The organism is Nocardiopsis sp. TRM 82005, from assembly GCF_056312425.1.
Genome location: NZ_JBWDTQ010000015.1, coordinates 31274 through 57743 on the forward strand (window position 1 = coordinate 31274; position 26470 = coordinate 57743).

Genomic DNA, 26470 nt, shown 5'->3' on the forward strand with positions numbered 1-26470 from the left:
CAAAAAACACGACCTAATGGCCCTCCTTCGCGGCGAGTACCGCCTTGCGGTGCTCGCCGCACAGCTTGTCGGCGTGCCGTACCGGCTCGGGCACCCGGTACTTGGGCGACATCCTCAGTACGAGCTCGGCCGAGCCCTCCAGGTCCACGCGGTGGCCGACGGACACATAGACGGGTTTGACGCCCACGCGGGTGCGCAGCACGCGCCCGATGACCTCACCGCCCCGCTCGGCCAGCGCGAAGGAGTCGGCGACCACCTCCGAGCGCCCGGCGACCATGGGCGTCCATGATCCCCGCTCGTTCCCGGGCACGCTGTGTTTGCCGTAGAGCACCGACTTGGCCGATCCCACCACCGGCAGGTCCAGTAGGACCCCCAGGTGGGAGGCGACCCCGAAGCGACGCGGGTGCGCCAGGCCGAAACCGTCACACAGGTACACGTCCGGGGTCACCTTGAGCTGGCCCAACGCCTCCAGGACCGGCGGGGACTCACGGAACCCGAACAGCCCCGAGATGTAGGGGAACGACGGCTCGGAGGAGATGGCCACGGACTCGACCACCTCCAGCGTCCGGACGTCCATCACCACGGCCGCCGCCGAGAGCGCCGTGTCGTCCTTGGCGTAGCTGACGTCCAGACCGGCCACCAACCGCACCGCGTCCACGTCCAGCGGTTCCTCACGCGCCTGGTCGGCCATGCGCCGTTGGAGCGCGACGGCCTCCTTCGGGTCGCTGGGCCAGTTCTCGGGGTCGTCCAGGACCCGTGCGACCCGTTCGGAGATCTCCGACACCCTGATCCTCCCCTTCGTCCGGTGGTCCACTGCCTCCATCCAACCTCATCCCCGCACCGGGACGCCGCGCTGTGGCCCACCCCACAGGATTCGGCTCCCGGAGCAACCGGCTCGGAGCAGTACCGTGGCGTCCGCAGTTTTGCACTGACTGGTCAGTTCAAAAAGTAGAGGAGACCAGGGATGCGCCGAGCCACCGGAGCTCGTGTCCAGGCTGAGGGCCTCACCCTCGCCACCCGGGAGGGCCCCGTCTACACGGAGGTGGGGTTCACCGCCGGACCGGGCACGCTCACCGCCTTCCAGGCCGACTCCGGCGGCGGCCGCAGCGCCCTGCTGCTGACCCTGACCGGACGGATGCGCCCCTCGGCGGGGACCCTGTACGTGGACGGCCACTCCCTGCCCCGGCGAGCCCGCGGTGTCCGCCGGATCAGCTCACTCGGGCTGATGGACGGTGTCAACGACCAGGACGAGCGGCTCCGGGTCCGCGAACACCTCTCCGAAGGGCTGCTGCTGCGCGCGGGTCCCGCCTCACGTGGGCTCGCCGACGAGGCCATGGACGCCGCCGACCTGGGCGAACTCGACCGGAGAACGATGGTCAGGGACCTGTCGATGCTCGAACGGCGCCGCTTCGGGGTGGCCCTGGCCCTGCTGGCCGAGCCCCGGCTACTGGCCGTCGACGACGTCGACGGCGGACTGGGCACCGACCACCAGGCCGCCATGTGGCGCACCCTCAAACGGCTGTCCGAGGAGGGGCTGACGGTGATCGCGGCCTGCGCCGACGCCGACGCGTTGGAGGAGGTCGCCGGGCCGGACGACCGGGGGCCGATCCCCCTGCCCCAGGCCCCCCAGGAGCAGCGCCCCGACCGGACCCGGCCGGCCCTCCCCGGGAAGGCGGGTGGCCACCATGACCAGGCGTAGGCGCCTTCTCCCGACCAGAGCGCTCGCGGTGTCCCGGGCCGGGCTGCTGACCGCGCGATCCTTCCTGCGCTCACCGCTGCCCACCGCGGCGCTGGCCGCGCTCCTGCTCGTCCCACTGCTCTACTCCGGCATGTACCTGTGGTCGTTCTGGGACCCGTTCGGCAGGATGGAGCACCTGCCGGTGGCCCTGGTCAACGAGGACCAGCCGGTGGAGGTGGACGGCCAGGAGGTCGGCGCCGGGGAGGAACTCACCGACACCCTCCTGGAGGGCGGCGACCTCGACTGGCACCTGGTGGACGCCGAGGAGGCCGCACGCGGCGTCGGTGACGGCACCTACTACGTCTCCCTCACCATCCCCCCTGGTTTCAGCGCCGACCTGACCTCACCCTCCCGCGACCGGGAGTCCCCGGCACCGGCGACCCTGGAGGCGCACTACAACGACTCCAACAGCTTCGTCGTCCGCCAGCTGGCCGGGAGCGCGTTCAGGGAGGTCCGCGACGCCGCAGCGGCGTCGGCGGTCAGCGGCTACCTGGACGAGATCTTCTTGGGGTTCAACGAGATCCACGACCGCACCGAGGAGGCCGCGGAGGGCGCCGACGAACTCTCCGGCGGCGCCGACGACGCCGAGGAGGGGTCCGGGGAGCTCTCCTCCGGCATCGGCGAGGCGCACACGGGCGCCGGGGAACTGAGCGGAGGCCTGGACGAGCTGTACACCGGGTCGCAGGAGTTGGCCAGCGGTGCCGACAGCGCGTCCGAGGAGGTCTCGGAGCAGGTGGAGGAGCTCGACGAGCTGGCCGACGAGTGGCTCCCCCAGCTGGAGGAGGACGTCCCCACCATGCAGGAGCACGCCGAGTCCGCCGCCGAGGCCACCGGGGACCTGTCCACCGCCCTGACGGAACTGCCGGAGGCCGACACCGACACGCTCGTCGAGGTGGACGAGCGGTTGGCGACCCACCTGGAGGAGCGCCCGGACCTGGAGACGGAGGATCCCCGGCTGCACACGCTGCTGAGCGACCTACAGGGGTCCATGGACACCGCTCTGTCGATGGCGGGGTTCGTCGAGGACAACCGGGACGGCATCGGGTCGGTCGCCGAGGACGCCGCCGCGCTGAGCGAGGAGGCGGCAGCGCTCTCGGAGGACCTGCCCGACATGGTGGACAAGGCCGAGGACGCCCGCGACAAGGTCGACGAACTCGACGAGGGCCTGGCCGATCTCGCCGCGGGCTCGGCGCAGCTGCGCGACGGTCTGGAGGACGCGACCGAGGGCGCCGGTGAACTCGACGGAGGGCTGGCGGAGCTCAGCGGCGGCGCCGGTGACCTGAACGAGGGGCTGGGTGAGCTGGCGACGGGTTCCGACGAACTCGCCGAGGGACTCGGTGAGGGCGTGGAACAGGTCCCCTCCTACTCCGACCAGGGACGCGCCGACGCCTCGGAGACGATGAGCCAGCCCGTCCGGCTGGACAGCGCGGTCTCCAACGAGGCACCCGACTACGGGACCGGGTTCGCGCCCTTCTTCGTGCCGCTGTCGCTGTGGGTGGGCACCATGGTGGTGTTCATGGTGCTGCCGCCGCTGTCCTCGCGCGCCCTGGCCTCCTCCGCCCCCTCCTGGCGGGTCGCGCTCGCCGGCCGGATAGTCCCGCTGCTGCTCGGCGTGGGCCAGGTACTGGTCATGATGGCCGCCCTGCACCTGCTGCTGGGCCTGGAGGTATGGAACTGGCCGCTGCTGATCGCGTTCCTGGCGCTGACCGCCGCCGCCTTCGCCGCGACCGTGCAGTACCTGAACGTGCGGTTCGGCGCGGCGGGCCGCGTGGTCGCGCTGGCGCTGCTGGTGCTCCAGCTGACCTCGGCCGGCGGCACGTACCCCATCGAGACCAGTCCGGCGTTCTTCCAGACCATCGGCCCCTTCCTGCCGCTGCACTGGGCCGTGGGCGCGCTGCGCCAGCTGATCGGCGGCGGTGACATGGCTCTGGTGTGGTCGGCGTTTGGCGTCATGTCCCTGTGGCTGTTGGTACCGCTGGTGCTCACCTGGTGGACCGTGGAGCGCAAGCGCGTGTGGACGATGGGCGCGCTCCACCCGGCGCTGGCGCTGTGAGGACGGACGACGGGGCGTCCGGACATGGCGCACCGGCCCGGATCCGGGCAGAATGGGGCGGATGAGCGCCAACACCCCCGACCAGCCGGTGAGCGGTCGACGAGAGACCACCCGGCGCCGCCTGTTCGAGGCGGCGGTCACGCTGATCTCCGAACAGGGGTACGGCGCCACGACCGTCGACGAGATCGCCGAGCGCGCGGGGGTCGCCAAGGGCACCGTCTACTACAACTTCGGTGGTAAGGGTGAGCTGTACGCGGCCCTGATGGAGTGGGGTGTGGCCCGGTTGGCCGACACGCTGAAGGATGCGGTCCCCGCCCCGGAGGCCGGCGCCCCGCCCCGCGAGGCGCTCGCGGCCGTGCTGCGCGCCGGGGTGGTGTTCATCGGCGAGCACGAGTCCCTGGCCCGGCTGCTCATGGCCGAGGCCTGGCGCACCAACCGGGCCTGGTACGCCACGGTCCGCCAGATCCGTACCGAGGCGATCGGGGTCATCAGCGGCCTGTTGGACGAACTGGCCGAGGACGGCATGCTGCGGCCGGGCATGGACACGGGTCTTGCGGGATCGGCGTTGTTCGGCATGGTGGTGACGGTGGCCCTGGACTGGCGCACGCTCCAGCCCGAGCGTCCGGTCGAGGAGATCCACGCAGCGCTGGCCCTCATGGCCGACGGCCTGGTCCGTCCCCCGGCGTCCCCGTACTGAATCAGAACTCGAGAACGTCTGAGAGGACGCCCCCGCGATGGTCAATCTCTACCCCCTGCTACCCCTGGTCACCGGGGTGGTCATCCTCTTGGTGGTGGCACGCGACACCCGCCTCGAACTGCGGCTGGTCCGTCGCGGGATGCGCGCCAAGGCCCGGGTGATCGGCTACAACGAGACCTCCACGGCCTCGCGCATGATCGTGCAGTTCCGTACCGAGGACGGCGAGGAGGTGCACGCCGAGCACGAGAACACCGGGTGGACCGCCTCCCGCGCCGGAGAGATCGTGACCGTCGCCTACGATCCCGACCGGCCCGCGCTGGCCCGGATCGTATCCGCGCCGTGGCTGTCGCACTGGGTGCGCGGGCTGTTCGGAGGGCTGGGCGCGGTCCTGATGCTTACGGGATCGTTCCTGGGCTACCTGGAGTGGTACTGACGGGCCGGCCGGCGATCGGCTGGCCCGATGCGCTCCCCCGTCCCACGGCAGGATCGCCGCGTTCGGTCCCGGGCGGAAACGCCAGTACGCTCCACGGCGGTGTGCGGGCCGAACGCCGATGCCCCTCTCCCCGGTCACGCGCCTGAGCGGACCCGACGGCAGCGGTCGCGCAGAGTGGGACGACTCCCCCCGCTTCGCCATATGTGACCTTTACCCTATTGTCGCAATGGTTAACAGAAGAGAACACCCCTACCATCCACCTAACAAGTGGACATTCTCGCCCTTCGTGGCAGACTGCCTCCACCACCCGGATATTTCAGCGTTTCATCGGCGAGATACGATCCCCACGCCGAAATGCCGTGTTTGTGGTTACCCTGCGGTACGTCCCGCGTCGAGAACCCCGACGGACGCCGCCCCACGGGACGGGAGGCCGCGCATGCGGGCCGAGAGGTGCCGGGCCCCGGCACCCGGCGACCGCGGCCCCGTACCGCACCCCCGACAAGACTTCAGACGCGGATCGACAGGAGAACCGTGCAGGCAGTACCCAAACGACGCGGGCGGACCATCACCGCCCGTATCCGCGCAATGGTCATGATCCCCACCACCGCCCTGGTGGTGCTCTGGCTGATCCTCACCTTCGCCCTCACCGGTGACGCGGTCATACAGCTGATACGTTCCAAAGCCACGAACGACCTGGTCACCCCCGCGGCCATCGGCCTCGTGGACGTGATGCAGGAGCGGTCGCACACGATCGCCTACATCGAGCACCCCGAGGACACCGGACTCGAGGAGGAGCTGGCCGACGCGCGCGAGCGCACCGACGGCTCCATGGGTGTGGTCGTCGACGAGCTGATCGGCTTCGCCGACCTCGCCCCCGAGGAGAGCGGCCGCCACATCGAGATGCTGCACATGCAGTACGGCGATCTCGACGAGCTGCGCGAGTCGGTCGACGCGGGCGAGGCGTCCCGGGACGACATCCTCGACTACTACAACGAACTGGTCCTGCACGGCGCCGACAGCTTCGACAGCCAGGCCCGCGAGGGCAACACCGGGGCCTCGGTCAGCCCGGGCTTCACCGCGACCTACATGTTCCGCACCGTGGACCTGTTCGCGCAGACCGACGCCCAGATCGCCCGGGCCTTCGCCAACGACGAGCTGAACCTGGAGGACCAGCGCCAGTTCACCGAGCTGGTCGGCTCCTACGAGAGCCTCCTCGAGGCCAACGCCCACTACCTGGGGGGCGAGGGCCAGGAAGAGCGCTACGAAGCGCTGCTCGCAAGCCCCGAGTACCAGCGGCTACAGGAGATGCAGCAGGAGATCATCGACCGGCAGATCACTACTGAGACGGTCATCGACCCGGTCACCCGGATTCCCAGCGAGGTCGAGGACCGGTCCATGCCGGTGGACTCCGCGGAGTGGTCCGAGGCCTACGACCACGTGCTCGCCGAACTCACCGCCATCGGCGCCGACGAGGCCCTGCACTCGGCCGGGTTGACCCGTGAGGGCGCCAACCAGGCCGTACTGGTCGCCGTCGCCGGCAGTCTCGGCGTCGCCGCCGTCATCCTGGTCGCGTTCCTGCTGGCGCGCCGCTCCTCGCGCGTACTCACCGAGCGCCTGCTGCGCCTGCGCGACGACTCCAACGACCTGGCCGACCAGCGCCTGCCCGAAATCATGCGCCGCCTGCACGAGGGCGAGCGCGTGGACACCGAGACCGCCCTGCCGAACCTGGCCGCCGACCAGGACGAGATCGGCGACGTCGCCAGGGCGTTCAACACCGCCCAGCGCTCCGCCGTCCAGGAGGCTGTGCAGCAGACCGAGCTGCGCCAGGGCGTCAACCGCGTGTTCCTCAACATCGCGCACCGCAGCCAGACGCTGGTCCACCGCCAGCTGCGCCTGCTGGACCGGATGGAGCGCGAGCAGGAGAACCCCGAACAGCTGGCCCAGCTGTTCAAGCTCGACCACCTGGCCACCCGCTCGCGCCGCAACGCCGAGAACCTGCTCATCCTCGGCGGCGAGGCGCCGGGCCGCACCTGGCACCGCCCGATGCCGCTGATCGACGTGCTTCGCGGCGCCATCTCCGAGTCCGGCGACTACACCCGGGTCAAGCGTGAGCGGATCGCCCGCGTCCACCTCAACGGTCCGGCCGTCGCCGACGTCATCCACCTGGTCGCCGAACTGGTCGACAACGCCGCGATGTTCTCTCCGCCGCACACACAGGTGCGCCTGAGCAGCGATGACGTCCCCAACGGCGTGACGATCGAGATCGAGGACCGCGGCCTGGGCATGACCGAGGGCGAACTAGCCTCGGCGAACGAGCTGCTGGCCAGCCCGCCCAAGTTCGACGTGATGCGCCTCAACGAGAAGATGCGCCTCGGCCTGTTCGTGGTCTCGCACCTGGCTCACCGCCACGGCATCCGTGTGCACCTGCGCTCGTCGCCGTACGGGGGCGTGCAAGCGATCGTCCTGCTGCCGCACGAGCTGATCTCCGGCGACCGCGCCTCGCTCCTCTCCTCCGAGGACGGCGGCGAGGACGTGTGGGAGGTGCGCGAGATCCTCGACCGCTCACCCGACGGGCCGAAGCCCGCGGGCGGCAGCAGGCCCGTACTGACCCCGGTGTCCGCACCGGACGAGAACACCGTGACCGAGAAGGAGGTCGAAGAACGCCCAACGCCTGGTCCCGAGGGCTCCAGGGCCGACGGTGGCGACGACCTCCTGGACACGGACCGTGGTCCTGCCTCCCCGGCGTCCGGTTCCGAGGACACCGACCGGCCCCCTCTCCCCACCCGTACCCCGACCATCAGCGCCGTTCCCAGCCCTGTTGCCGGCTCCGGCACCGAGCCGCCCGCCACGGTCCAGGCCGGCGGGGGACGCCCGCCGCTGCCCAAGCGACGCCCCCAGGAGAGCCTGGCGCCGCAGCTGGCGACAGACCCCGGGGCCGACACCCAGAGCGGACCCGCGGCGGGTGGCGCGTCCGGATCGGGTCCGGCCCCGGACAGCAAGGAGCGGCTGGCGCGCCTACGCCAGAACATGTCCGCGTTCCAGAAGGGGACCGACCGCGGACGGCGCGAAGGCAAGCAGCAGACCAACGACACCGACAAGGACGCGTAACCGTGACGAGTACTCCCGAAAGCGCCCAGCGTGACAGTGGAAACGGCGCGGGCAAGAAGGACATCGACTGGCTGCTGGACGAACTGCTCGACCGCGCGGTGGGCTCACGGCACGCGATCGTGCTGTCCGCCGACGGCCTCCTGATCGGACGCTCCCAGGAGCTGGGCAAGGAGGACGCCGAGCACCTGTCCGCGGTGGCGTCCGCGTTCCAGAGCCTGGCCCGGGGCACCGGGCGCCACTTCGGCGGCGGCGAGGTCCTCCAGACCGTGGTGGAGATGGAGAGCGCGTACCTGTTCGTCACCGGTGCCGGTCGGGGCGCGTGCCTGGCGGTGCTGGCCGAGGAAAGCTCCGATGTCGGTCTCATCGCCTACGAGATGAACGTCCTGGTCGAGCAGGTGGGCCGTTATCTGAACGCCGCGCCCAGGCATGAGGGCGACTCCGGGGAAGCCACGCGTTAGGGGACGGTATGCAAGCGCACAACGAGTTGCCACCCGACGGGATACCGCACGGCCTGCCGCAGCGCGACGCGGTCGGCGGATACGACGAGGGCGCGTCCGGAGCGCAGGACGCCGGACCGCTCGTACGCCCGTACGTGATCGCGCAGGGCCGCGACCACGCGGACACCGTCCAGCTGGACATGATCAGCGTGGTGATCGCGGCCAAGCGGGCCGAGGTCGACGAGATGGCGCTGGAGCCGGAGCAGCTCCGCATCCTGGAGCTGTGCCGCCGCCCCCAGTCGGTCGCCGAGGTGTCCGCGCACCTGGACATCCCGGTGGCCGTGGTCAAGGTCCTGCTGAGCGACCTCCTCAACCGCGGCCTCGCGTTGGCCCGCGCCCCCTACACAGCGAAGAGCCCGGTGAGCCGGGACGTACTCCAGGCGGTTCTCGATGGCATCCAACGACTCTGACGACACACAGGCGCCCGTCCCGGCGGCGCTGAAGATTCTGGTGGCCGGGGGTTTCGGAGCCGGTAAGACCACACTGGTCGGATCGGTCAGCGAGATCGCTCCGTTGAGCACCGAGGAGGTGATGACCGAGGCCAGCTACGGGGTCGACGACCTGTCCGGGGTGGAGGCCAAGACGACCACCACCGTGGCGCTGGACTTCGGCCGTATCACCATCAACTCCGGCCTGGTGCTGTACCTGTTCGGCACGCCCGGGCAGGAGCGGTTCTGGTTCATGTGGGAGGAGCTGTCGGAGGGCGCTCTGGGCGCGGTGGTCATCGCCGACACCCGCCGCCTGGAGACGTGCTTCGCGGCGGTGGACTTCTTCGAGCGGAGGGGCGTGCCCTTCGTGGTGGCGGTGAACTGCTTCGAGGGTGCCCACACCTACGAGGTCGACGAGGTCCGCGACGCGCTGAGCCTGAATCCGACGATTCCGGTGGCGTTGTGCGACGTGCGGGAACGCGAGTCGTCCAAGGACGTGCTGGTGACGCTGATCAACCGGGTGGCCGAGCAGGTGGCCGCCTGAGGCGTGTGCGCTGGAGGGGGTTCGGGGCTTTTGCCCCGGACCCCCTCTTTCCGCGCGACCACGAACACGGAATTGCGAAAAAAGGAACATTTCGGACAAGGCCCGGGGTTCCGGACGAACTTTGAGCCACGGAATCGCTGTACACAAGGGGCTTCCAGGTAAAGTACGCCCCGTGGGACGCCGCCGGGCATCCCACCCGCAGCCCCTGGACCCGTCCGGGGCGGGCCCGCACGAAGGTGACTGGAGTTCTCCATGAAGCGGTTCGAGTGGCGCGACCGGATCCATGCCCTGGACGCCGAGGACGACTGTGAGCAGATCACACGCGTCCTCGGCAGCCATGAGTTCCCCTGGGACATCGAGCAGGCCCTGGGCCTGGCTCTGTACCGCACCTACGCCGTGCCCAGCATCGGCGAGCTGCTCGGCAGGACCAACGAGTTCACCGAGCGCACGCAGCACCGCTACGACGACACCGCGCTGATCCTCAACGACATCATGGAGCATGGTTTCGGTCCCGGACGCGGCCGCGACGCGCTGCGCCGGATGAACCAGATGCACCGCTCCTACGACATCAGCAACGACGACTACCGGTACGTACTCAGCACGTTCGTGGTCATGCCCGTGCGCTGGCTCAACGACTACGGATACGGCTGGCGCAGACTGAGCGAACACGAGATCAGCGCCATCACCAACTACTACCGCAAACTCGGCAAGTACATGGGGATCAAGGACATCCCCGAAACCTACGAACAGTTCCGGGACCTCCTCGACTCCTACGAGCGCGATTACTTCGCCTACACCGAAGGCGGCCGCGCGGTCTCCGACGCCACCCTCGGCCTGATGGTGGACTTCTACCCGGCCTGGCAGCGGCCGCTGGTGCGCCCCTTCACCAAGGCGCTGCTCGATGACCGGCTCATCCGAGCCTTCGACTACCCCGAGCCCTCGGCGGCCTGGCGCAGGATCAGCGACACCGCGATGAGGCTGCGGGCCCGGGTGGTGCGGCTGATGCCGCCACGCCAGGAGCCGCGCTGGGCCCGGCAGAGCCCCAACATCCGCAGCTACCCGCAGGGCTACGACGTCAACCGGATCGGCACCTTCCCCAAGGGCTGCCCCGTCCCGCACGACCTGGCCACCCAGGAGGTCGCCGCCACGGGCGCCCGCGTGCCCGCGCCCGACCAGGCGGTGGCACCGTCCACGGACTCCCCGACGGGCATCGGGACCGCGGAGAAGTAACCCCCAGCTCCCCCCACAGCACACGGACTGACCGTGTACCCCCGCCCCCACCATGCGCGCCCCGAACCGCGCCGTCCCCTTCCCCGAAGGAAAGCACGAATGAAGCGTTTCGACTTCCGCGACGAGATCGCCCGCCTGGACGCCGAGGCCGACTGCGTACGGATCCTCCAGATCCTCAACGCCCACGAGTTCCCCTGGGACATGGGCCGGGCACTCGGCATCGCCCTCTACCGCACCTACGCCGTACCCAGCGTCGGCGAGCTGCTCGGCAGGACCAACGAGTTCACCGGCAGCACCCAGAAGCGCTACGACGACACCGCGCTGATCCTCAACAACATGATGCGGTACGGGTTCGAACCGGGTAAGGGCCGCGACGCGCTGCGCCGGATGAACCAGATGCACCGCTCCTACGACATCAGCAACGACGACTACCGGTACGTACTCAGCACGTTCGTGGTCATGCCCGTGCGCTGGCTCAACGACTACGGATACGGCTGGCGCAGACTGAGCGAACACGAGATCAGCGCCATCACCAACTACTACCGCAAACTCGGCAAGTACATGGGGATCAAGGACATCCCCGAAACCTACGAACAGTTCCGGGACCTCCTCGACTCCTACGAGCGCGATTACTTCGCCTACACCGAAGGCGGCCGCGCGGTCTCCGACGCCACCCTCGATCTGATGGTGACCTTCTACCCGCCGCGTGTGGCAGGACTGGCCCGGAAGTTCTCCATGGCGATCCTGGACGAATCGCTCATCAAGACCTTCCGCTACGACCCTCCCAGCCGGGCCTGGCGCCGGTCCGCCGACATCGCGCTGAAGCTGCGCGCCAAGGTCGTGCGCCGGATGAAGCCCCGCGAGGAGCCGCTGTGGGCGGACGAGGCCCCGAACATCCGCAGCTACCCGCAGGGCTACGACGTCAACCGGATCGGCACCTTCCCCAAGGGCTGCCCGGTGGCGCACAACGTGGATCCGGTAGGCCACGAGGAGCTGTACGGCGCGAAGGGCCAGGAGGACAGCGCCCCGGAGGCGGACGCCGGGACGCCCGCGCAGGCGTCCGCGGACGGTCGCCCGTGACCGCCACGGCCGACCCCGTGCCGCCCGGGGGCTCCGCCGCTCCCGTCGTGGGCGGGCGCACCGCTCCGCTGCCCCGGTCCGTGCACGCCTGGTACGGCAGCGGCGCCGTGGCCACCGGCATCTTCAACACGGTGCCGGGGCTGCTGCTTCTGATCTACCTGACCGACACCCTGGCGGTGAGCCCCGCGCTGGCCGGACTGGTGGTGTTCCTGCCCAAGTTGGTCGACCTTCTGGTCAGTCCGTATATCGGCATCTGGTCAGACAGGACGCGCTCGTCGTGGGGGCCGCGCCGCCCGTGGATGCTGGTCGGGGCGCTGACCCTGCCGGTGCTGTTCGCCGCGATGTTCGCCGGTCCGCCGCTGGAGGGCGATGCCGCCGCCGGATACGTCGCGGCGGTGTTCGTGGCCGCCGCGCTGGCGTCGTCGATGTTCCAGGTGCCGCACACCGCCATGCCCGGGGAGATCACCTCCGACTACCACGAGCGGTCCACGTTCAACACGTGGCGGACCGCGTTCGTGGGGCTCGCCCTGATGCTGGGCGGCGCCCTGGCGCCGGTCCTGCAGTCGGCCCCCGAGGACACCGCGACCGGGTACCGAATGATGGGCCTGGTGATGGGCGGCGTGGTGCTGGTGTCGATGCTGGGCTCGGTGATCGGGACGCGTCGTGCGCCGCGCCCGGTGTTCCCGCACCGTTCCGAGGGCCTGTTCGCCCAGCTGCGGGTGGCCTTCGCCCACCGCCACTTCCGTGTGCTGTTTCCCGCCAACATGCTGATGGCGGTGGCCGGAGGCACCATGGTGGCCGGTGTGCCGTACGTGACGGCCAACGTCATGGGCAACCCGGAGTACACGAGCGTCCTCATGGTGTGCGTGCTGGTGCCGCTGATCGCCTCGGCCCCGCTGTGGAAGCGGCTGTCGGTACGGGTGGACAAGCGCGGCGCCGCCGGGTACGCGGCCGCGGTGTTCGCTCTGGGGAGCCTGGGGCTGCTGCTGATCCCCCTGTGGGGCTTCCCCGGCGCGGTGTTCTCCTCCGTGCTGGTGGGCTTGGGCCTGTCCGGAACGACGCTGCTGCCGTGGTCGATGCTGGCCGACTGCCTGGCCACAGCCAACGCCTCGGGGCAGCGCCAGGGCGGGGTGCTTTCGGGCGTGTGGACCTCGGGGGAGGCAATGGCGCAGTCGGTGGGCACCGGCCTGCTGTCGCTGTCACTGGCGCTGAGCGGCTACGTGGAGTCCGGCGCGGGAGAGGTGGTCCGGCAGAGCGACGAGGCGCTGCGCGGCATGCTGATCGGCAGCGCGTTGGTGCCCGCCGTGGTGATGCTGTGCTGTCTGGTACCGCTGGCGTTCTACCGGCTGACCGCTGAGGACGCGGCCTAGCGGACGTTGCCGGTGTGGCGGGCCGGCGAGGACCTCAGCGGCCCAGGCGGCGCCACAGGGCGCGCGGCATCAGCCGCATCCCGGTGAAGAGCGGCTGGAGCACACGCGGCGCCCACACGGTCGTGGCCCCCGAGCGCAACCCGGCCGACACCGCGTCCGCGACCTGGCCGGGGGTGGCTGAGAACGGGGCGGGTTCCACGTGCGCGGACATCCGCGTCGACACGTAGCCCGGCCGCACCACCAGCACCCGCGCCCCGGAACCGTGCAGGGAGTCGGCCAGTCCCTGCGCGAAGCCGTCCAGGCCCGCCTTGGCCGACCCGTACACGAAGTTGAACCTGCGCACCCGTACGCCCGCCACGGAGGAGAGCACCACCAGCGTCCCGTGCCCCTGCTCGCGCAGGCGTGCGGCCACGGCCAGGTCAGCGGACACGTGTCCGGTGTAGTTGACCGCGGCGGCACGGGCGGCGGCGGCCGGGTCGGCCTCGTACTCGGACTGCCGCCCGAGCACCCCGAAGGCGTCCACCACCACGTCGAGGTCACCCACCAGCGCCACCGCGTCCGCGACGGTACCGGTATGGGTGCCGGGCAGGCCGGCGTCGAAGTCCACCGAGTGCACGGCGGCCCCGAGCCCGGTGAGCCAGTCCGGCGGTGAGGACGCCCCTCCCCGGGCGGCCAGCACCACCTCGCGGGCTCCCTCGCGAACCAGCCGCTCGACGATGGCCAAGCCGATCTCGCTGCGGCCACCGAGCAGCAGAACGCTCCGCACCGTTCCCACAGAGTCGCGCACGGCGCTCCCCCGCCTTCCCAGACAGTCGTCATCGTGTTCGTGCCTACGGCCCGGCGTCACAGGAGCCGCAGGCGGCGGGCCATGTCGGAGACCAGCGCCCCGCTCGGATCGGCCCGCTCACGCACCCGGCGCCACTCGGGCAGCTCCGGATACATGGCGTGCACGGTCTCGGCCCTGGCCCGGCTGTCCTTGGCCAGGTACAGGCGTCCTCCGGCGCCGATCAGCCGCTCGTCGAAGCCGTCCAGCATCGCGCCGAGCCCGGGCAGGTCCGCGGGCAGGTCCACGGCCAGCGACCACCCGGGCCGCGGAAAGGACAGCGGTCCCGGCGTCGGCTCGCCCATCCGCTTGAGGACCGCCAGGAACGAGGGCGCCCGTGCCCGCGACAGGCTCTCGGCGATGCCCGCCAGGGTGTTCTCCGCGCCGAAGGGCACAACGAACTGGTACTGCACCGCACCGGGGCGCCCGTACATCCGGTTCCATCCCCGCAGGGCGTCCAGCGGGTGGAAATAGCCGGCCAGCGGCTGGGCACGGCCGCGCCACCGCCGGGGCGCCCGGCCGTACTGGAGGGCGTTGAACGCGCCGACGGTCCACCGGTTCACGGCCCCCGCCGGCGGGGTGAGGGGCGGCACGGGCACGCTCGCGTTCCGGTACCGCAGCGGCCGCCGGCGCAGTGGCGGCGGAAGGTCGCCCGTGCGTGCGTGGTCGGCCCGGGTGACCACCCCCCTGCCCAGGGCGCCGCCCCGGGCGAACAGGTCCAGCCAGGCCACCGAGTAGCGGTGGCCGGTGCCTGCCATCAGCCCCAGGGTCTCGTCCAGGCCGTCGGTGCGGTCGGTGTCCACCCGCATGTAGGAGGACTCGACCGGGAACACGGCCAGGGTCACCTCGGTGACCACCCCGGTCAGGCCCATCCCACCGACGGTCGCCCAGAAGAGCTCGGGGTCCCCGCCGTCCGGCCCCGGAGCCAGGCGGCGCGTGCGCCCGTCCGCCGTGACCAGGGTGAGGGCGCGCACGTGCGCTCCGAGGGAGGAGTCGGCGGGGTGGTTCTTGCCGTGGATGTCGGCGGCGACCGCCCCGCCCAAGGTGACGTGTCGGGTCCCGGGGGTGACGGGGACGAAGTGGCCACGGTGCAGCAGGTGGGCGATGAGGCGGTCCATGCTGGTGCCCGCCGGGACGGTGGCCTCCCCGCGCGCGGCGTCCAGGTACACGGGCCCGGTCAGCCCGGTGCAGTCCAGTACCAGCCCTCCGGCGTCCTGTGCGGCGTCGCCGTAGGAGCGCCCGAGGCCGCGCGGCACCGCACCGCGCCCTCCGGCCAGGGCGAGTGCCTCGGCCACCTGCTCGTGCGTACGGGGGCGCACCACGCGGGCGGCCGTCGGGGAGGTGAGTCCCCATCCGCGCAGGAGTGTCCGCCGACCGGGCCCGCTCACAGGTAGATCCCCAGTCCCACCAGGGACGCGAACCCGACCAGGATGAGTTGTAGGGGCCGGTCGCGCAGGGCGATCTCCTCGGGCTCCTCCCCCACTCCCCGGTCCACGAGCAGGTTGTAGCGCAGGACGAACATGATGAACGGAACGATACTCATCGTGTGGAAGAGCGTCCGCGGCCCCTCGCCCTGCTCCAGCGCCCACAGGCAGTAGGTGACGATCATGGCGCCCGACGCCATGGTGCGGGTCTGCGCCAGGTAGGCGGTGGTGTAGCCGCGCAGGGTCGGGCGCACCTCCTCCGCGTTCCCGGTCGCGCGCAGTTCGGCCTCGCGCTTGCCGACCACCACCAGGAGCGCGGCCAGCGACACCACGATGACGAACCACGAGGTCAGCGGCACGCCGACGGCCACCCCGCCGGCGACGGCGCGCAGCACGTGGCAGGCGGCGACCGCGACCAGGTCACACACCACCACGTCCCGGAGGTGGCGGGTGTAGGCCAGCGTGAGCAGCACGTATCCGGTGAGCAGGGCGGAGAGCGCGGGGCTGCCCAGCGTCAGGGAGGCCAGTGGTGCGGCGGCACAGAGCAGGACCCCCGACGCGGCCGCCACCGGAGCGGGTAGCGCGCCGGAGGCGACCGGCCGGTGGCGCTTGCGCGGGTGCGCGCGGTCGCGGGGCGCGTCGTGGACGTCGTTGAGCAGGTAGGTGCCGCTGGCGGCCGCGCAGAACAGGGCGAACACCGCGGCACAGGTCAACAGCGTCTCAGGCCGGCTGAGCGCTCCCGCGGCGGCGGGGGCGGCCAGGACGAGGAGGTTCTTGAGCCACTGCCGGGGTCGACACGCGCTGACCAGCGCGGCAGCCCTTGTCCGGTCGCCGCGCGGTGCCCCGCCCGCCGGGGGCCCCGCGGCCTGCGTCCGCTCCGTCACCGGGACCGCGGGGTGGAGGAGCGCGCACCGGCGCGCCCGGTCGGGCACGCCGGACGGGCGCGGGGGTCAGCTGCGGTGGTCACGGCGGCGACCCGTGAGGAACAGTACGACCGCGACGCCGACGAAACCGACGCCGGCGACGAGGAAGACGATGGGGAAGGTGGTGTGCAGCAGGGGGAGCATGGTGCGCCCCGCATCCGCTCGGTCGATCGCCTCCTGGACGGTCTGGTCGTCGAAGACGAGTTCGGCGTCGAGCAGGGTCAGTACCTCGTCGCCGTCCACGACGACGACGCGGTCCTGGTCCTCGCTGACCTTCAGGGGGGAGCCGGTGACGGGCTCGATCCAGTAGGTGCGGGTGATGGAGAAGACCTCGTCACCGGTGACGTCGCCCTCTCCCTCCAGCCCGGCCACGGAGCGTGGCAGGGTGCGCTCGCCGACAGTGGTCCCGTCGACCTCCTGGACGAACTTGTAGGCCTCGACGCCCTCGATCTCCTCGGTCCCCTGGAACTCCATGGGGACGACCTCCTGGACGGTGGTCTCGAAGAAGTCGTGGTCGCGCTGCTCGGTGAAGAAGGGGAACTTCCACGCCTGACCGCTCTGCGCGACGGACTCGTCGTTGACCATGGAGTCACAGCAGTCAACCGCCTCACCGGTGACTCGGTCGTGTCCGGCCCGTCGGCTGGTGGAGGTGATGCCGAACTCGGTGTCGGCGTCCTTGAGCCAGGTGAACTGGTCCCACACGACCGTCTCGTCGGTGCTGGAGGCCACGTCGGCCCGAATGGTCGAGTGGGCCTCCAGAGTGGCGTTCTCGACGAGTTCCACGTCCTCGACGTTGAAGTAGGTGGCCCCCTCAGCGACGTTGACCGTCTCGCTGTAGTAGTCCAGAGGGGTCTTCATCAGTGAGCTCGACAGCCACGTGCGCATCATGGGTGCAAAGGCGAGGGAGAAGACCCCAAACGCGACGAGAACGACCGCAACGGTACGGCGCATGTGCCCTCCTGGGCGTATGAGAGTCCAGATCTGGAACTGGGTCTAGTGGAACTAGGTCCAGTTCCGGGTAGAGTACTGCCCAGTAGGGAACGGCGTCACCAGGGCGTGTCGAAATTTTTATAACACGTTCTAGTGAAACGCGTTCTGGTTCCTCCCCCGTATCTGGAAGGCCCATGGCGCCCACCCCTTCCGCGCCCGAGGACCCCTCCGGCGACACGCGCACACCCTCCCGGACCGCCGTACTGCCGCAGGTCGACGGCCGCCACGAGGCCCTCGACGGCATCCGCGCCGCGGCCGCCCTGATGATCCTGGTCTTCCACGTCGCCACCGAGACCGGCGACGCACTGGCGCCCGGGGTGCTCGGCGGGCTGCTGTCCGCCTTCGACCTGGCCGTGCCCCTGTTCTTCGCCCTCTCCGGCGTGCTGCTGTACCGGCCCTGGGCCCGCGCCGCCCTGGACGGGGTACGCGGGCCGCGTACCCGTCCCTACCTGTGGCGCCGCCTCGCGCGCGTGTTCCCCGCCTACTGGGTGGTGGCCGTGGCCGCGCTGCTGGTCCACTCCCAGAGCGGACTCGGCTCGTTGCGGCACTGGTGGGAGGTCCTCACCCTGACCTTCACCTTCAACACCGACCCCTCGTGGGTGGGCTCCGGCCCCTACGGCCTGGGCCAGATGTGGAGCCTGTCGGTGGAGGTGGGCTTCTACCTGCTGCTGCCGCTGTTCGGACTGCTCCTGGCCCTGTGGGCTCGCCGGGGCAAGGACGTGGACGCCCGGGGCGGACGTCTGCTCGCCGGCCTGCTCGTGATGGCGGCGCTGGGCCTGGCCGCGCTGGTCCCGCAGTTCTATCCCGAGCAGCGCGAGTACATGCACCTCTGGCTGCCCCGGGCGATGGGCCTGTTCGCGGCCGGGATGGCCCTGGCCGTGCTCTCGGAGTGGGCCTGGCGCGAGCCCGGCGCCGACGGACCGGTGCGCCGCTTCTGCCGGACCGTCGCCGCCTCCCCCGGGGTGTGCTGGCTGTCCGCGGGCGGGTTCTTCGTCCTCAACGCCACCTACGCCGCGGGGAGCCGGTTCATCGGCTCCGGAAACATCTGGACGTCGGCGGTGGACTCACTGACCGGGATCGGGTTCGCGTTCTTCCTGATCGCACCCGCCGCGCTGGCCCCGCGCCCGGCCTCGGCGCCCGTCCCGCTGCGGCGGGCCGCAGCCTGGCGGAACGGACGGTGGCTGGATGCGCTGCTGCGGCACCGGGTGTGCCAGTTCCTCGCCCGGATCTCCTACGGCGTGTTCCTGTGGCAGTTCATGGTGCTGTACCTGTGGCGCGACTTCACCGGGCGTGAGATCTTCACCGGGTCGTTCTGGATGGACGCGGTACCGGTGACGATCGGAACGGTGCTGCTCGCCATGGCGACCCACCGGTGGGTGGAGGAGCCAAGCCGCCGGTGGTCCCGCAGGTGAGCGGTGTTTCCCTCGGGGCTCCGTTCCGCTTCGCCCCGTGACACGCTCCAGTCGGCGGCCCGGCCGTCATCCCCCCGACTCCCACGGGTTGCCCTCCACGACCGGAGCCATCCCGCCCACCGACACCCAGTTCAGGCACAGCCCGCCCCGGTCCTCAGGATCCTCGGGCACGAACACCGCCAACCTCTCTCCGGGGGCGCCCACCGGCACGTACCAGGTACCGTTCTCCGGTGCGGCCGGCAGGTCCACCTCGATCCAGTCGTCACCGACCGCCACCACCACGCCGACGTCCTCCTCGGACGTGTAGCCGAGGGTGACGATCTGCGCGGAGCCGCCATGCGCGCGCACCGGCCAGGACATACCCCCCTCCCAGGGCTCCAGGCACTCGTCCGCCGGCCCGGGGGCGAACATGTAGCCGTTGTCGGAGGGCCGTGCCGGGACCAGGTAGCCCGCGTCGTTGAACACGTACGCGGTGTCGGACTCCTCGGGACCGGTCATCCGCCGGGCGATCTCGGGCGGGGCCAGCGGCGACAGCACCCACGAGCTCATGCGGCGCGGACCGTTCCACTCCAGGACCACGTCCTCAGGCACCGGGCGCGCGTACAGTCCGCCCTCATCCGGAACGGCCGCCAGCGAAGCCCGCACCGTGTCCAGATACCACTGGAGACGGTCGCCGCCCAGGGTCTGCGCGTAGGTGTGCGTGGAGTAGCCGGCCGCCGCCGCGTACACCACCGTCGCCAGCACCGCGGCGGTCCGGGCACCGCGCCGGGGCCGCACCCGGTAGGGCTCCTCCGGGGCGTCCCCCGCACCGCCCGCCAGGGCGCGCGCACGCTCCTCCCGGGTGGGCAGGTAGGCCAGGGCCAGACACAGCGCGAACACCAGCGCGGCGTCCGCCACGTACCGGGGATCGATGGCGGTCACATCCTGGAACCGGCCCCGGGCGATGTTCGTCGGGACGATGTCCACGATCACCACATAGCCCAGCAGCAGCGCCCACGCCCGCCACGACCCGCGCCGCATGCGCAGGCTGACCAGTACGATCGTCGCGAACACCGCCCAGGCGCCCAGCACCACCACACCTCGCGGGTCGACGAGGCCGCCCGTCGGGGTGACGGGCCCCCACTCCAGCGGACCGCCCAGGGCACCGACCGGGAACACCTCGGTGAGCAGCCCACGCAGTGTCGCCAGCGCGGGCTGGCTCTCGGGCACGCCCGCGCCCTCGCCGCCCTCCGCCACACGCATCCGCACCAGGTAGAACACCGTGTAGACCGCGAAGAGCGCGCCCATCGCCGTCCAGAACGGCCGGTGCAGCGCCCAGGCGCGACGGGCCCCGGCGACCGGCCCACCCGGATACAGGTGGGCGACGGCCACCGCGAACAGCACCAGCGGCAGGAACATCGCCTTGACCGTGAACAGCATGCCGAACACGACGGCACCTCCGGCCCACCAGGCGATGCGCTGGTCACCGGTACGCAGGTGGCGCACGGTCCACAGCAGGGAGAGCACCAGGGCGAGCTGGAAGGGGACCGCGTTGAGCGCCGCCGACCACCAGCCCAGGACGGGGATGGTCAGCGGGGCCAGCGCGTACACGGTCAGCGGTACCAGCAGCGCCCAGCGGCGGCCGAACAGCTCCCACACCAGGCGGAGGAAGCCCAGCAGGGCGGCGGCTTGGAAAGCCAGCATGGTGCCCGCGCTGATCCACCAGTCGTAGGGCCAAAAGACGGTCTGGAGGTAGACCAGGAACAGGGCGCCCGGCATCAGGTGGCCCTTGTGCAGGGTGAGCAGGTAGTCCGGGCTCAGGTCGCTGGCGTGGGCGGCGGCGAAGAAGAGGTAGTCGTCCTCCACGAAGTAGGACTCGGTGAGCACGTGGAACCTGAGCCCGACGGCCACCACGACCACCAGCAGCCCCGCCAGGACCAGTCGGTCGCGCGCCAGGCGGCGCACGGCGGCCAGCACCGCCGAGACCCTGGTATCGCGACCATCGTGCCCACTCGCTGTGGGAGGAACAGGCGGCATCGATTCCCTCCCGCCGCAGGTTGGCCAACCCGGAAGATGAGTGTCAGAATACAACTCGTTCCATTTTCTTCCTTGCCCCTTAGTACATTCCGCCCTGGCCAGTGCGTATATAACAGGAACACGATTCAGGCCCACGTTCCGTCGGGGCCGTGGACACCGTGGAGGTGATGCCGGTGGGGCTCGAACAGGTCCGCCGCGACTGGACCCGGCTGGGGACCGCCGAGCCCTTGTGGGCGGTGTGCGTGGACCCCGGCAAGCGGGGCGGCGGCTGGGACGACGACGAGTTCCTCGCCTCGGGCCGGGCCGACGTCGACCCGGCCGTCACCCGCCTGGAGGAGTTGGGCATCCGCCCGGAGGGCGGCCGGGTGCTGGACTTCGGGTGCGGCGCGGGACGGCTGTCCAACGCGTTGGCCGCGCACTTCGCCGAGGTCGTGGGGGTGGACATCTCCGCGCCGATGCTCGCCGAGGCCCGGCGCCTGGACCGCTCCGGCGGCCGGGTCAGGTTCGAGCTGAACGAGCGCCCGGACCTGTCGGTGTTCGAAGGCGACTCGTTCGACCTGGTCTACACCGACCTGGTCCTACAGCATCTGCCGCCCGAGCTGGCTGAGGGCTACGTGCGCGAGTTCGCGCGGGTGGTGCGCCCCGGCGGCGCCCTGGTCCTGGGCGTGCCCGAGTCCGAGCGGCGCACCTTCAAGGGGATGGTGTTCCGGTACGCGCCGTGGCCGCTGGTGGCCCTGGCCCAGAGGACGCTGCTGCGCTACCCGGCACCGATGCGGATGCACACCCTGCGCGCCGAGCGCATCGCCGAACTGGTCCCGAACGGCCGGATCGCCGCATCCGACGAGTACTGGGGCGGCGACCACTGGCGTCACATGCGCCACTACGTGGTGCTGGAGGGCGCCACGTGACCAGCGAAACCACCCACTCCGACGGCACCGTCCCGTTCCGCGCCACCCTGGCCCGGTCGGTGGGGCTGTTCACCGCCTTCCGCGGGGAGCAGACCGACCCGGCCCGCTTCTACGGCGCGCTGGCCCGGGACACCGTCGCCCAGCTGCGCTCCTACACCCCCCTGGACGGCAGGCTCGTGGTGGACGTGGGCGGAGGTCCCGGCTATTTCGCCGACGAGCTGCGCGCCGCCGGGGCCCGCTGCCTGTGCGTGGACTCCGACGCCCACGAGATGACCCTGCACGGCCGTGGGGCCGACGCCCACGGCGTCCAGGGCAGCGCCCTGGAACTACCGCTGCGCGGCGGTTCGGTGGACGTGTGCTTCTCCTCCAACGTGCTGGAGCACGTGCCGGACCGGACCCGGATGGCCGAAGAGATGGTGCGGGTGACCCGGCCCGGCGGGCTGGTGTACCTGTCGTACACGCTGTGGCTGTCGCCGTGGGGCGGACACGAGACCTCTCCGTGGCACTACCTGGGCGGCGCGTACGCGGCCGAGAGGTTCGCCCGACGCCACGGGAAACGGCCCAAGAACGACTTCGGCCGCACCATGTACGCCGCCCACGCCGAGGAGATGCTGCGCTGGACGCGCGGGCGCGCCGACGTGGACGTGGTGGACGTGCGGCCCCGCTACCTGCCCGACTGGGCCAAGCCGGTCGTGCGCGTGCCCCTGTTGCGCGAAGTCCTCACCTGGAACCTGCTGCTGGTGCTGCGCAGACGCTAGGACACGCCCCTCGGACACCGACCCCGCTGCGCGGCGGCTCCCCGGCAGCACCCCTGCCGCCCGCAGCCGCCGGTCCTCGGGACCGGACACTCACCCGAGGCCGAAGGGCAGCCTGCGGTGTGTGTGCTGGAGGCTGATCCAGTGGTCGGTGGTGAACTCATCGATCGCCCACTCACCGCCGAAACGGCCGAGCCCGGAGTGGTTCTCGCCGCCGAACGCGGTGTTGGCCTCGTCGTTGAGCGTGGAGTCGTTGACGTGCGTCATGCCCGCGTGCAGACGGCGGGCGAACCGCACCCCCCGTTCGGCGTCGCGCGTGTACACGGCGCTGGACAGGCCGTACTCGGTGTCGTTGGCGATACGCAGCGCGTCCTCCGCATCCTCGGCCCTGATGACCGTGGCCACCGGGCCGAACACCTCCTCGGACGCGCAGGGCAGGTCGTTGGAGGCGAGCAGCAGGTGGGGCGGCAGGACCCTGCCCGCCGGACCGTACGGGTCCCCGGACAGCAGGAGCCGCGCGCCCTGCTCCACGGAACGCTCGACCACGTCCCGGATGCCGTCGCGCTGCTCGTCGTCGATGATGGGGCCGATCTGGGTGGCCGGGTCGGCGGGATCGCCCACCTTCAGCCCTCGGGCACGCACGAGCATCCGCTCGACCAGTTCGTCGTGGACGTCGGCGGTGGCCACGACCCGGTTGGTCGCCATGCAGATCTGGCCCTGGTGGTAGTAGGAGCCGAACACGGCGGCGTCCGCGGCCATGTCCAGATCAGCGTCCTCCAACACCACCAGGGGGCCGTTGCCGCCGAGTTCGAGCGAGCGCCTCTTGAGCGGGGCCTGCCTGGCGATGTGGCGGCCGACCTCGGTGGAGCCCGTGAACGAGATCATCCGGGAGGTCTCGTGGGCGGCGAGCGCGTCTCCGATCTCACCGCCCTTGCCGATGACCACGTTGAGCACACCGGGGGGAAGCCCGGCCTCCTCGTAGATCCGGGCGAGCAGGAGCCCGCCCGTGACCGGGGTGTTCTCAGCGGGTTTGAGGACGACGGTGTTGCCGAGGGCGATGGCGGGCGCGAGGGAGCGGTGGGAGAGCTGGAGGGGGAAGTTCCACGGGCTGATCACCGTGACGACGCCGAGCGGCTCACGGTAGACGCGGTTCTCCTTGCCAGGGGTGATGCCGGGCAGGATGCGGCCGGCGACCCGCGTGGGGTAGGAGGCGATCTCGGCCATGCCGCTGCGCACCAGCTGCCACTCGAACTCGGCGCGCTCGCGAACGGCGCCGGCCTCGTGCACGATCCAGTCAACGATCTCGGTCCGGCGCGCTTCGAGGATGCGGATGGCCCGCAGGAACAGTTCGAGGCGGTCGGCGGCGGGGACGGCGGCCCACTCCGGCCACGCCCTCGCCGCCGCCTGGTAGGCGAGGTCCACGTCGCTCTCATCGGCCAGGCTGATCTCGGTGAGGAGCGTGTCGTCGTAGGGGTCGAGGTCCTGGAAGACGTTCCCGGAGGATCCGTGGCGCCACTCGCCTCCGATGGGCATTCGGTCCAGACCCGTGTAGGCGCTCGGCCGCTGGTCGGCGTGCATCGGCTCTCCCCCGGATAGGCGTCGCTGCCTGCCACGGTGGCCCGGGGGCCGCGTGCGGGCAACGGGACTTGCCGCTTCTTGGCCAACTGTTCAGCGACTTTCGGGGCCGCCGTTCTCGATTCGCCGTACGTTCGCGACCCGACCAGGGCCGGTCACCGATCCGGGGCGGCCGGATCCGGCCAGAGGTGAGTGCTGGACCCTTCACGTTCACCTCCGCGCCCCGTTCCCAGGTCAACCCATTCCCACCAGACCACAGAGGCCACAGAGGCCACATCGGAGTCGCTTGTACGCGTGTTGTAACCTCGCGTCCAGAACACCCCCTCACGGAACCTTTCGGGAGCTCCTGTGTCCGGACCTGCCGGTGTGAACCCCGTCGAAGGCATGTCTGAGGCCGAGGAGGCCGAAGCCCTGTCCGAGGCCATGGTCTTCCTCGGCACCGATTTCGAGTCCGCCGTCGAAGGACTGACGGGAGCCGTGTCCGAGCACGTGTCCGGCGGTCTGGGCGACTACGACCTCGACACCATGCAGCACATCCGACGGGTCGCCGAGAACGGCATCAACCTGGCCCAGAACGTCCAGGAAGCCGACCTGGCGATCACCGACACCGACCACGAGAACGCCGACGAGTACCAGGAGGGCCTGGAAGCCCTCGACATCCAGATCAACTTCTGAACCTGCCCCCACCACAGCGGAGCCCCTGTCGTGAGCGACATCGCTTCCATGTCCCTCGGCCTGCCCGAGGACATCGACGCCGACGTCGGCGCCATCGAGACCGGTGCCGACCAGCTCGACACCGTCCGCCAGAACATGCTCGGCCAGTCCGAGGGCGCCCACAGTCAGTTCCAGTCCTCCGCCGGGGAGTTCACCGACCTCGTCGCCTGGAACATCGTCTCCAGCTCCTCCCAGGCGCTCGCCTCCTGGAGTGACGCCGCCAGCGCCCTCACCTACGGTGCCGCGATCCTGCGCCAGTGGGGACTCGACATCGAGACCTACCGCTCTGAGCGCGCCAAACTGGAGACCCGCTGGGAGGAGGCCAAGTCCGGCGCCGAGTCGGCGTCGAATCCTCCGGCGGCTCCTCCCGCGGGTCCATCCTCGGCGCGGGGACCCGTGAGGGGCTGGAGACGACGCAGTTGGAAACACTGCGCGAGGAGCTGCTCACCGAGCACTCCGGACACTGGGAGACCCTGATGGACCAGGCCGAGCAGACCGAGAAGGACCTGCGCAACGGTCCCGGCCAGGACACCCTGGAGCGCCTGATCGAGTCTGCCCTGCTGTCCGGCAGCCAGCTGACGTACTTCGGCGACGCGGTCCCCAGCATGGTCCCGGACGCACTGAGCGGGGACGAGCACCCGTCGGTCGTCAACCTGTGGTGGTCCTCCATGACCGAGGAGGAGCAGGAGCAGGCCATGAGGGACCATCCGGAGCTGCTCCGCGAGCTCGACGGCATCCCGGCTACCGTCCGCGACGAGCTCAACCGCGACCACCTGGACGAGGAGATCGAACGCCTGGAGGAGGAGGTCGCGGACTCGGAGGAGGAGTACGACGAGGCCATGGATTCCTTGGGTGACTCCGGTGGAGAAATAGGCGCCTACAGCGCTCAGAACGACCTGAGCGGACTCAAAGGAGAGCTCGAGACGTTGACGGACCTCCGGGAGAGCCTGGAGGACGACAAGGCGGACAGGTACCTGCTCGCCCTCGACGCTGAGGGTGACGGGCGTGCGATCGTGGCCAACGGCAACCCCGACACCGCCGAGAACGTGGCGACGCTGGTCCCCGGGACCACGACGACCTGGCAGAGCATCAACGACCAGGTGGGACGTGGCGACAACCTCATGGAAGCTGCCGCGAACGCGGATCCGGACGGCAACCACTCCGTGATCAGTTGGACCGGATACGACGCTCCCAGCGTCCCCGAGGCGGCCACCAGTGGACGCGCCGAAGAGGCGGTGGACGAACTGAGCGGCTTCCAGGACGGTCTGCGCGCCACCCACCAGGGGCAGCCGTCCAACAACACCGTCATCGGACACAGTTACGGGACGACCGTGGTCGGGCACACCGCGCAGAGCCAGCAAGGCCTGGACGCGGACGAACTGGTACTCGTAGGCAGTCCCGGAGTCAACGCCGACCACGTAACCGACCTAAGACTTCCCGCTGAGAACGTTCACGTGTCAGCGGCAGAGAACGACAACATCAACAAGGGCTGGTTCGGTCTCGGATCCGAGGCCGTACACGGCACCGACCCCACAGAGCAGGGCTTCGGGGCGGCTGTCTTCGAATCGGACGAAGGCAGCGAGGGTGGTCAGTGGCCCCTCGGAGACGCCCACTCGGAGTACTTCGAGCTCACAAATAAATCTCTACGACACATGGGCGAGGTCATCGCAGGCGAGCACTAGGAATCGACAGGACATGATTCGACCACGACAGTGGGCCTACGCCCTCACACTCGCCTTGGCCGTGACCGGC

General features: G+C 70.6%; 24 protein-coding genes. 17 read left to right on the top strand and 7 right to left on the bottom strand.

Annotated features, from left to right (window positions below):
• Positions 1-13 precede the first annotated feature (13 nt).
• Positions 14-784 carry an endonuclease V gene (locus AC0T5L_RS11660; RefSeq protein WP_476165450.1) on the bottom strand — a complete coding sequence of 257 codons (771 nt, stop codon included), beginning with the start codon at positions 782-784 and terminating at the stop codon, positions 14-16.
• Between the two features lie 180 nt (positions 785-964).
• Between AC0T5L_RS11660 and AC0T5L_RS11665 the strand changes: the two genes are divergently transcribed.
• The 11 genes from AC0T5L_RS11665 (at position 965) to AC0T5L_RS11715 (ending at position 13178) form a co-directional block, all read left to right on the top strand.
• Positions 965-1699, top strand: coding sequence for an ATP-binding cassette domain-containing protein (locus tag AC0T5L_RS11665; RefSeq protein WP_476165451.1), 735 nt, complete (start codon positions 965-967; stop codon positions 1697-1699).
• The gene (locus tag AC0T5L_RS11670; protein ID WP_476165452.1) at positions 1686-3791 is read left to right on the top strand and encodes a YhgE/Pip family protein; all 2106 of its coding nucleotides are present in this window, start codon (positions 1686-1688) and stop codon (positions 3789-3791) included. The genes AC0T5L_RS11665 and AC0T5L_RS11670 overlap by 14 nt, the downstream gene beginning before the upstream one ends.
• Positions 3792-3843: 52 nt before the next feature.
• Positions 3844-4488: a TetR/AcrR family transcriptional regulator gene (locus tag AC0T5L_RS11675; protein ID WP_476165453.1), complete on the top strand. Its 645-nt coding sequence runs from the start codon at positions 3844-3846 to the stop codon at positions 4486-4488.
• 37 nt (positions 4489-4525) lie between these two features.
• Positions 4526-4921 (top strand): DUF3592 domain-containing protein, encoded by a 396-nt coding sequence (locus tag AC0T5L_RS11680; RefSeq protein ID WP_476165454.1) that lies wholly within the window; start codon positions 4526-4528, stop codon positions 4919-4921.
• A gap of 531 nt (positions 4922-5452) precedes the next feature.
• Complete coding sequence (locus tag AC0T5L_RS11685) at positions 5453-8029, top strand: sensor histidine kinase (protein WP_476165455.1); 2577 nt, start codon at positions 5453-5455, stop codon at positions 8027-8029.
• Between the two features lie 2 nt (positions 8030-8031).
• The gene (locus AC0T5L_RS11690; RefSeq protein ID WP_476165456.1) at positions 8032-8487 is read left to right on the top strand and encodes a roadblock/LC7 domain-containing protein; all 456 of its coding nucleotides are present in this window, start codon (positions 8032-8034) and stop codon (positions 8485-8487) included.
• An 8-nt stretch (positions 8488-8495) separates the two neighbouring features.
• Positions 8496-8936 carry a DUF742 domain-containing protein gene (locus AC0T5L_RS11695; RefSeq protein ID WP_476165457.1) on the top strand — a complete coding sequence of 147 codons (441 nt, stop codon included), beginning with the start codon at positions 8496-8498 and terminating at the stop codon, positions 8934-8936.
• Complete coding sequence (locus tag AC0T5L_RS11700; RefSeq protein WP_476165458.1) at positions 8917-9498, top strand: GTP-binding protein; 582 nt, start codon at positions 8917-8919, stop codon at positions 9496-9498. The genes AC0T5L_RS11695 and AC0T5L_RS11700 overlap by 20 nt, the downstream gene beginning before the upstream one ends.
• A 252-nt stretch (positions 9499-9750) precedes the next feature.
• Complete coding sequence (locus tag AC0T5L_RS11705; protein WP_476165459.1) at positions 9751-10728, top strand: oxygenase MpaB family protein; 978 nt, start codon at positions 9751-9753, stop codon at positions 10726-10728.
• 99 nt (positions 10729-10827) lie between these two features.
• Positions 10828-11808 carry an oxygenase MpaB family protein gene (locus AC0T5L_RS11710; RefSeq protein WP_476165460.1) on the top strand — a complete coding sequence of 327 codons (981 nt, stop codon included), beginning with the start codon at positions 10828-10830 and terminating at the stop codon, positions 11806-11808.
• Complete coding sequence (locus tag AC0T5L_RS11715) at positions 11805-13178, top strand: MFS transporter (protein ID WP_476165461.1); 1374 nt, start codon at positions 11805-11807, stop codon at positions 13176-13178. The genes AC0T5L_RS11710 and AC0T5L_RS11715 overlap by 4 nt, the downstream gene beginning before the upstream one ends.
• 34 nt (positions 13179-13212) lie before the next feature.
• Here AC0T5L_RS11715 and AC0T5L_RS11720 read toward each other — a convergent pair whose 3' ends face one another.
• The 4 genes from AC0T5L_RS11720 to pgfA all read right to left on the bottom strand — a co-directional run bounded on the left by AC0T5L_RS11720 (position 13213) and on the right by pgfA (position 17299).
• Positions 13213-13965 carry an SDR family NAD(P)-dependent oxidoreductase gene (locus AC0T5L_RS11720; protein WP_476165462.1) on the bottom strand — a complete coding sequence of 251 codons (753 nt, stop codon included), beginning with the start codon at positions 13963-13965 and terminating at the stop codon, positions 13213-13215.
• A gap of 56 nt (positions 13966-14021) precedes the next feature.
• Positions 14022-15389, bottom strand: coding sequence for an FAD-binding oxidoreductase (locus AC0T5L_RS11725; protein WP_476165463.1), 1368 nt, complete (start codon positions 15387-15389; stop codon positions 14022-14024).
• Positions 15386-16309 carry a decaprenyl-phosphate phosphoribosyltransferase gene (locus AC0T5L_RS11730; protein WP_476165464.1) on the bottom strand — a complete coding sequence of 308 codons (924 nt, stop codon included), beginning with the start codon at positions 16307-16309 and terminating at the stop codon, positions 15386-15388. Before AC0T5L_RS11730 ends, AC0T5L_RS11725 begins: the two co-directional genes overlap by 4 nt.
• A 66-nt stretch (positions 16310-16375) precedes the next feature.
• Positions 16376-17299, bottom strand: a complete 924-nt coding sequence (gene pgfA / locus AC0T5L_RS11735; protein ID WP_476165465.1) for a cell envelope lipid trafficking protein PgfA — start codon at positions 17297-17299, stop codon at positions 16376-16378.
• Between the two features lie 173 nt (positions 17300-17472).
• Here pgfA and AC0T5L_RS11740 point away from each other — a divergent pair, with 173 nt between their 5' ends.
• On the top strand, positions 17473-18750 hold the full coding sequence (locus AC0T5L_RS11740) for an acyltransferase family protein (RefSeq protein WP_476165466.1): 1278 nt from the start codon (positions 17473-17475) through the stop codon (positions 18748-18750).
• Between the two features lie 66 nt (positions 18751-18816).
• Here AC0T5L_RS11740 and AC0T5L_RS11745 read toward each other — a convergent pair whose 3' ends face one another.
• Positions 18817-20766, bottom strand: a complete 1950-nt coding sequence (locus tag AC0T5L_RS11745) for a hypothetical protein (RefSeq protein ID WP_476165467.1) — start codon at positions 20764-20766, stop codon at positions 18817-18819.
• A 149-nt stretch (positions 20767-20915) separates the two neighbouring features.
• On the opposite strand from AC0T5L_RS11745, the gene AC0T5L_RS11750 reads away from it, so the two are divergent.
• Both AC0T5L_RS11750 and AC0T5L_RS11755 read left to right on the top strand, forming a co-directional pair.
• A complete protein-coding gene (locus AC0T5L_RS11750) occupies positions 20916-21674 on the top strand; it encodes a class I SAM-dependent methyltransferase (RefSeq protein ID WP_476165468.1) in 759 nt (252 codons plus the stop codon).
• Entirely contained in the window at positions 21671-22432 is a 762-nt protein-coding gene (locus AC0T5L_RS11755) for a class I SAM-dependent methyltransferase (protein WP_476165469.1), read from the top strand. The genes AC0T5L_RS11750 and AC0T5L_RS11755 overlap by 4 nt, the downstream gene beginning before the upstream one ends.
• Positions 22433-22522: 90 nt before the next feature.
• Here AC0T5L_RS11755 and AC0T5L_RS11760 read toward each other — a convergent pair whose 3' ends face one another.
• Entirely contained in the window at positions 22523-24007 is a 1485-nt protein-coding gene (locus tag AC0T5L_RS11760) for an aldehyde dehydrogenase family protein (RefSeq protein WP_476165470.1), read from the bottom strand.
• A gap of 381 nt (positions 24008-24388) precedes the next feature.
• Here AC0T5L_RS11760 and AC0T5L_RS11765 point away from each other — a divergent pair, with 381 nt between their 5' ends.
• From AC0T5L_RS11765 to AC0T5L_RS11775, 3 genes are read left to right on the top strand one after another with little or no spacing between them, the layout of a single operon-like run.
• Positions 24389-24679, top strand: coding sequence for a hypothetical protein (locus AC0T5L_RS11765; RefSeq protein ID WP_476165471.1), 291 nt, complete (start codon positions 24389-24391; stop codon positions 24677-24679).
• 30 nt (positions 24680-24709) lie between these two features.
• Positions 24710-25195: a hypothetical protein gene (locus AC0T5L_RS11770; protein ID WP_476165472.1), complete on the top strand. Its 486-nt coding sequence runs from the start codon at positions 24710-24712 to the stop codon at positions 25193-25195.
• Complete coding sequence (locus tag AC0T5L_RS11775) at positions 25138-26400, top strand: alpha/beta hydrolase (RefSeq protein ID WP_476165473.1); 1263 nt, start codon at positions 25138-25140, stop codon at positions 26398-26400. The genes AC0T5L_RS11770 and AC0T5L_RS11775 overlap by 58 nt, the downstream gene beginning before the upstream one ends.
• Positions 26401-26470: the final 70 nt, after the last annotated feature.

Bases quoted from the DNA above. Each gene is read 5' to 3' on its own strand.
- AC0T5L_RS11665 (WP_476165451.1), top strand. From the start codon at position 965: ATGCGCCGAGCCACCGGAGCTCGTGTCCAGGCTGAGGGCCTCACCCTC.
- AC0T5L_RS11670 (WP_476165452.1), top strand. From the start codon at position 1,686: ATGACCAGGCGTAGGCGCCTTCTCCCGACCAGAGCGCTCGCGGTGTCC.
- AC0T5L_RS11675 (WP_476165453.1), top strand. From the start codon at position 3,844: ATGGGGCGGATGAGCGCCAACACCCCCGACCAGCCGGTGAGCGGTCGA.
- AC0T5L_RS11680 (WP_476165454.1), top strand. From the start codon at position 4,526: ATGGTCAATCTCTACCCCCTGCTACCCCTGGTCACCGGGGTGGTCATC.
- AC0T5L_RS11695 (WP_476165457.1), top strand. From the start codon at position 8,496: ATGCAAGCGCACAACGAGTTGCCACCCGACGGGATACCGCACGGCCTG.
- AC0T5L_RS11700 (WP_476165458.1), top strand. From the start codon at position 8,917: ATGGCATCCAACGACTCTGACGACACACAGGCGCCCGTCCCGGCGGCG.
- AC0T5L_RS11705 (WP_476165459.1), top strand. From the start codon at position 9,751: ATGAAGCGGTTCGAGTGGCGCGACCGGATCCATGCCCTGGACGCCGAG.
- AC0T5L_RS11710 (WP_476165460.1), top strand. From the start codon at position 10,828: ATGAAGCGTTTCGACTTCCGCGACGAGATCGCCCGCCTGGACGCCGAG.
- pgfA (WP_476165465.1), bottom strand. From the start codon at position 17,299: ATGCGCCGTACCGTTGCGGTCGTTCTCGTCGCGTTTGGGGTCTTCTCC.
- AC0T5L_RS11740 (WP_476165466.1), top strand. From the start codon at position 17,473: ATGGCGCCCACCCCTTCCGCGCCCGAGGACCCCTCCGGCGACACGCGC.
- AC0T5L_RS11745 (WP_476165467.1), bottom strand. From the start codon at position 20,766: ATGCCGCCTGTTCCTCCCACAGCGAGTGGGCACGATGGTCGCGATACC.
- AC0T5L_RS11760 (WP_476165470.1), bottom strand. From the start codon at position 24,007: ATGCACGCCGACCAGCGGCCGAGCGCCTACACGGGTCTGGACCGAATG.
- AC0T5L_RS11765 (WP_476165471.1), top strand. From the start codon at position 24,389: ATGTCTGAGGCCGAGGAGGCCGAAGCCCTGTCCGAGGCCATGGTCTTC.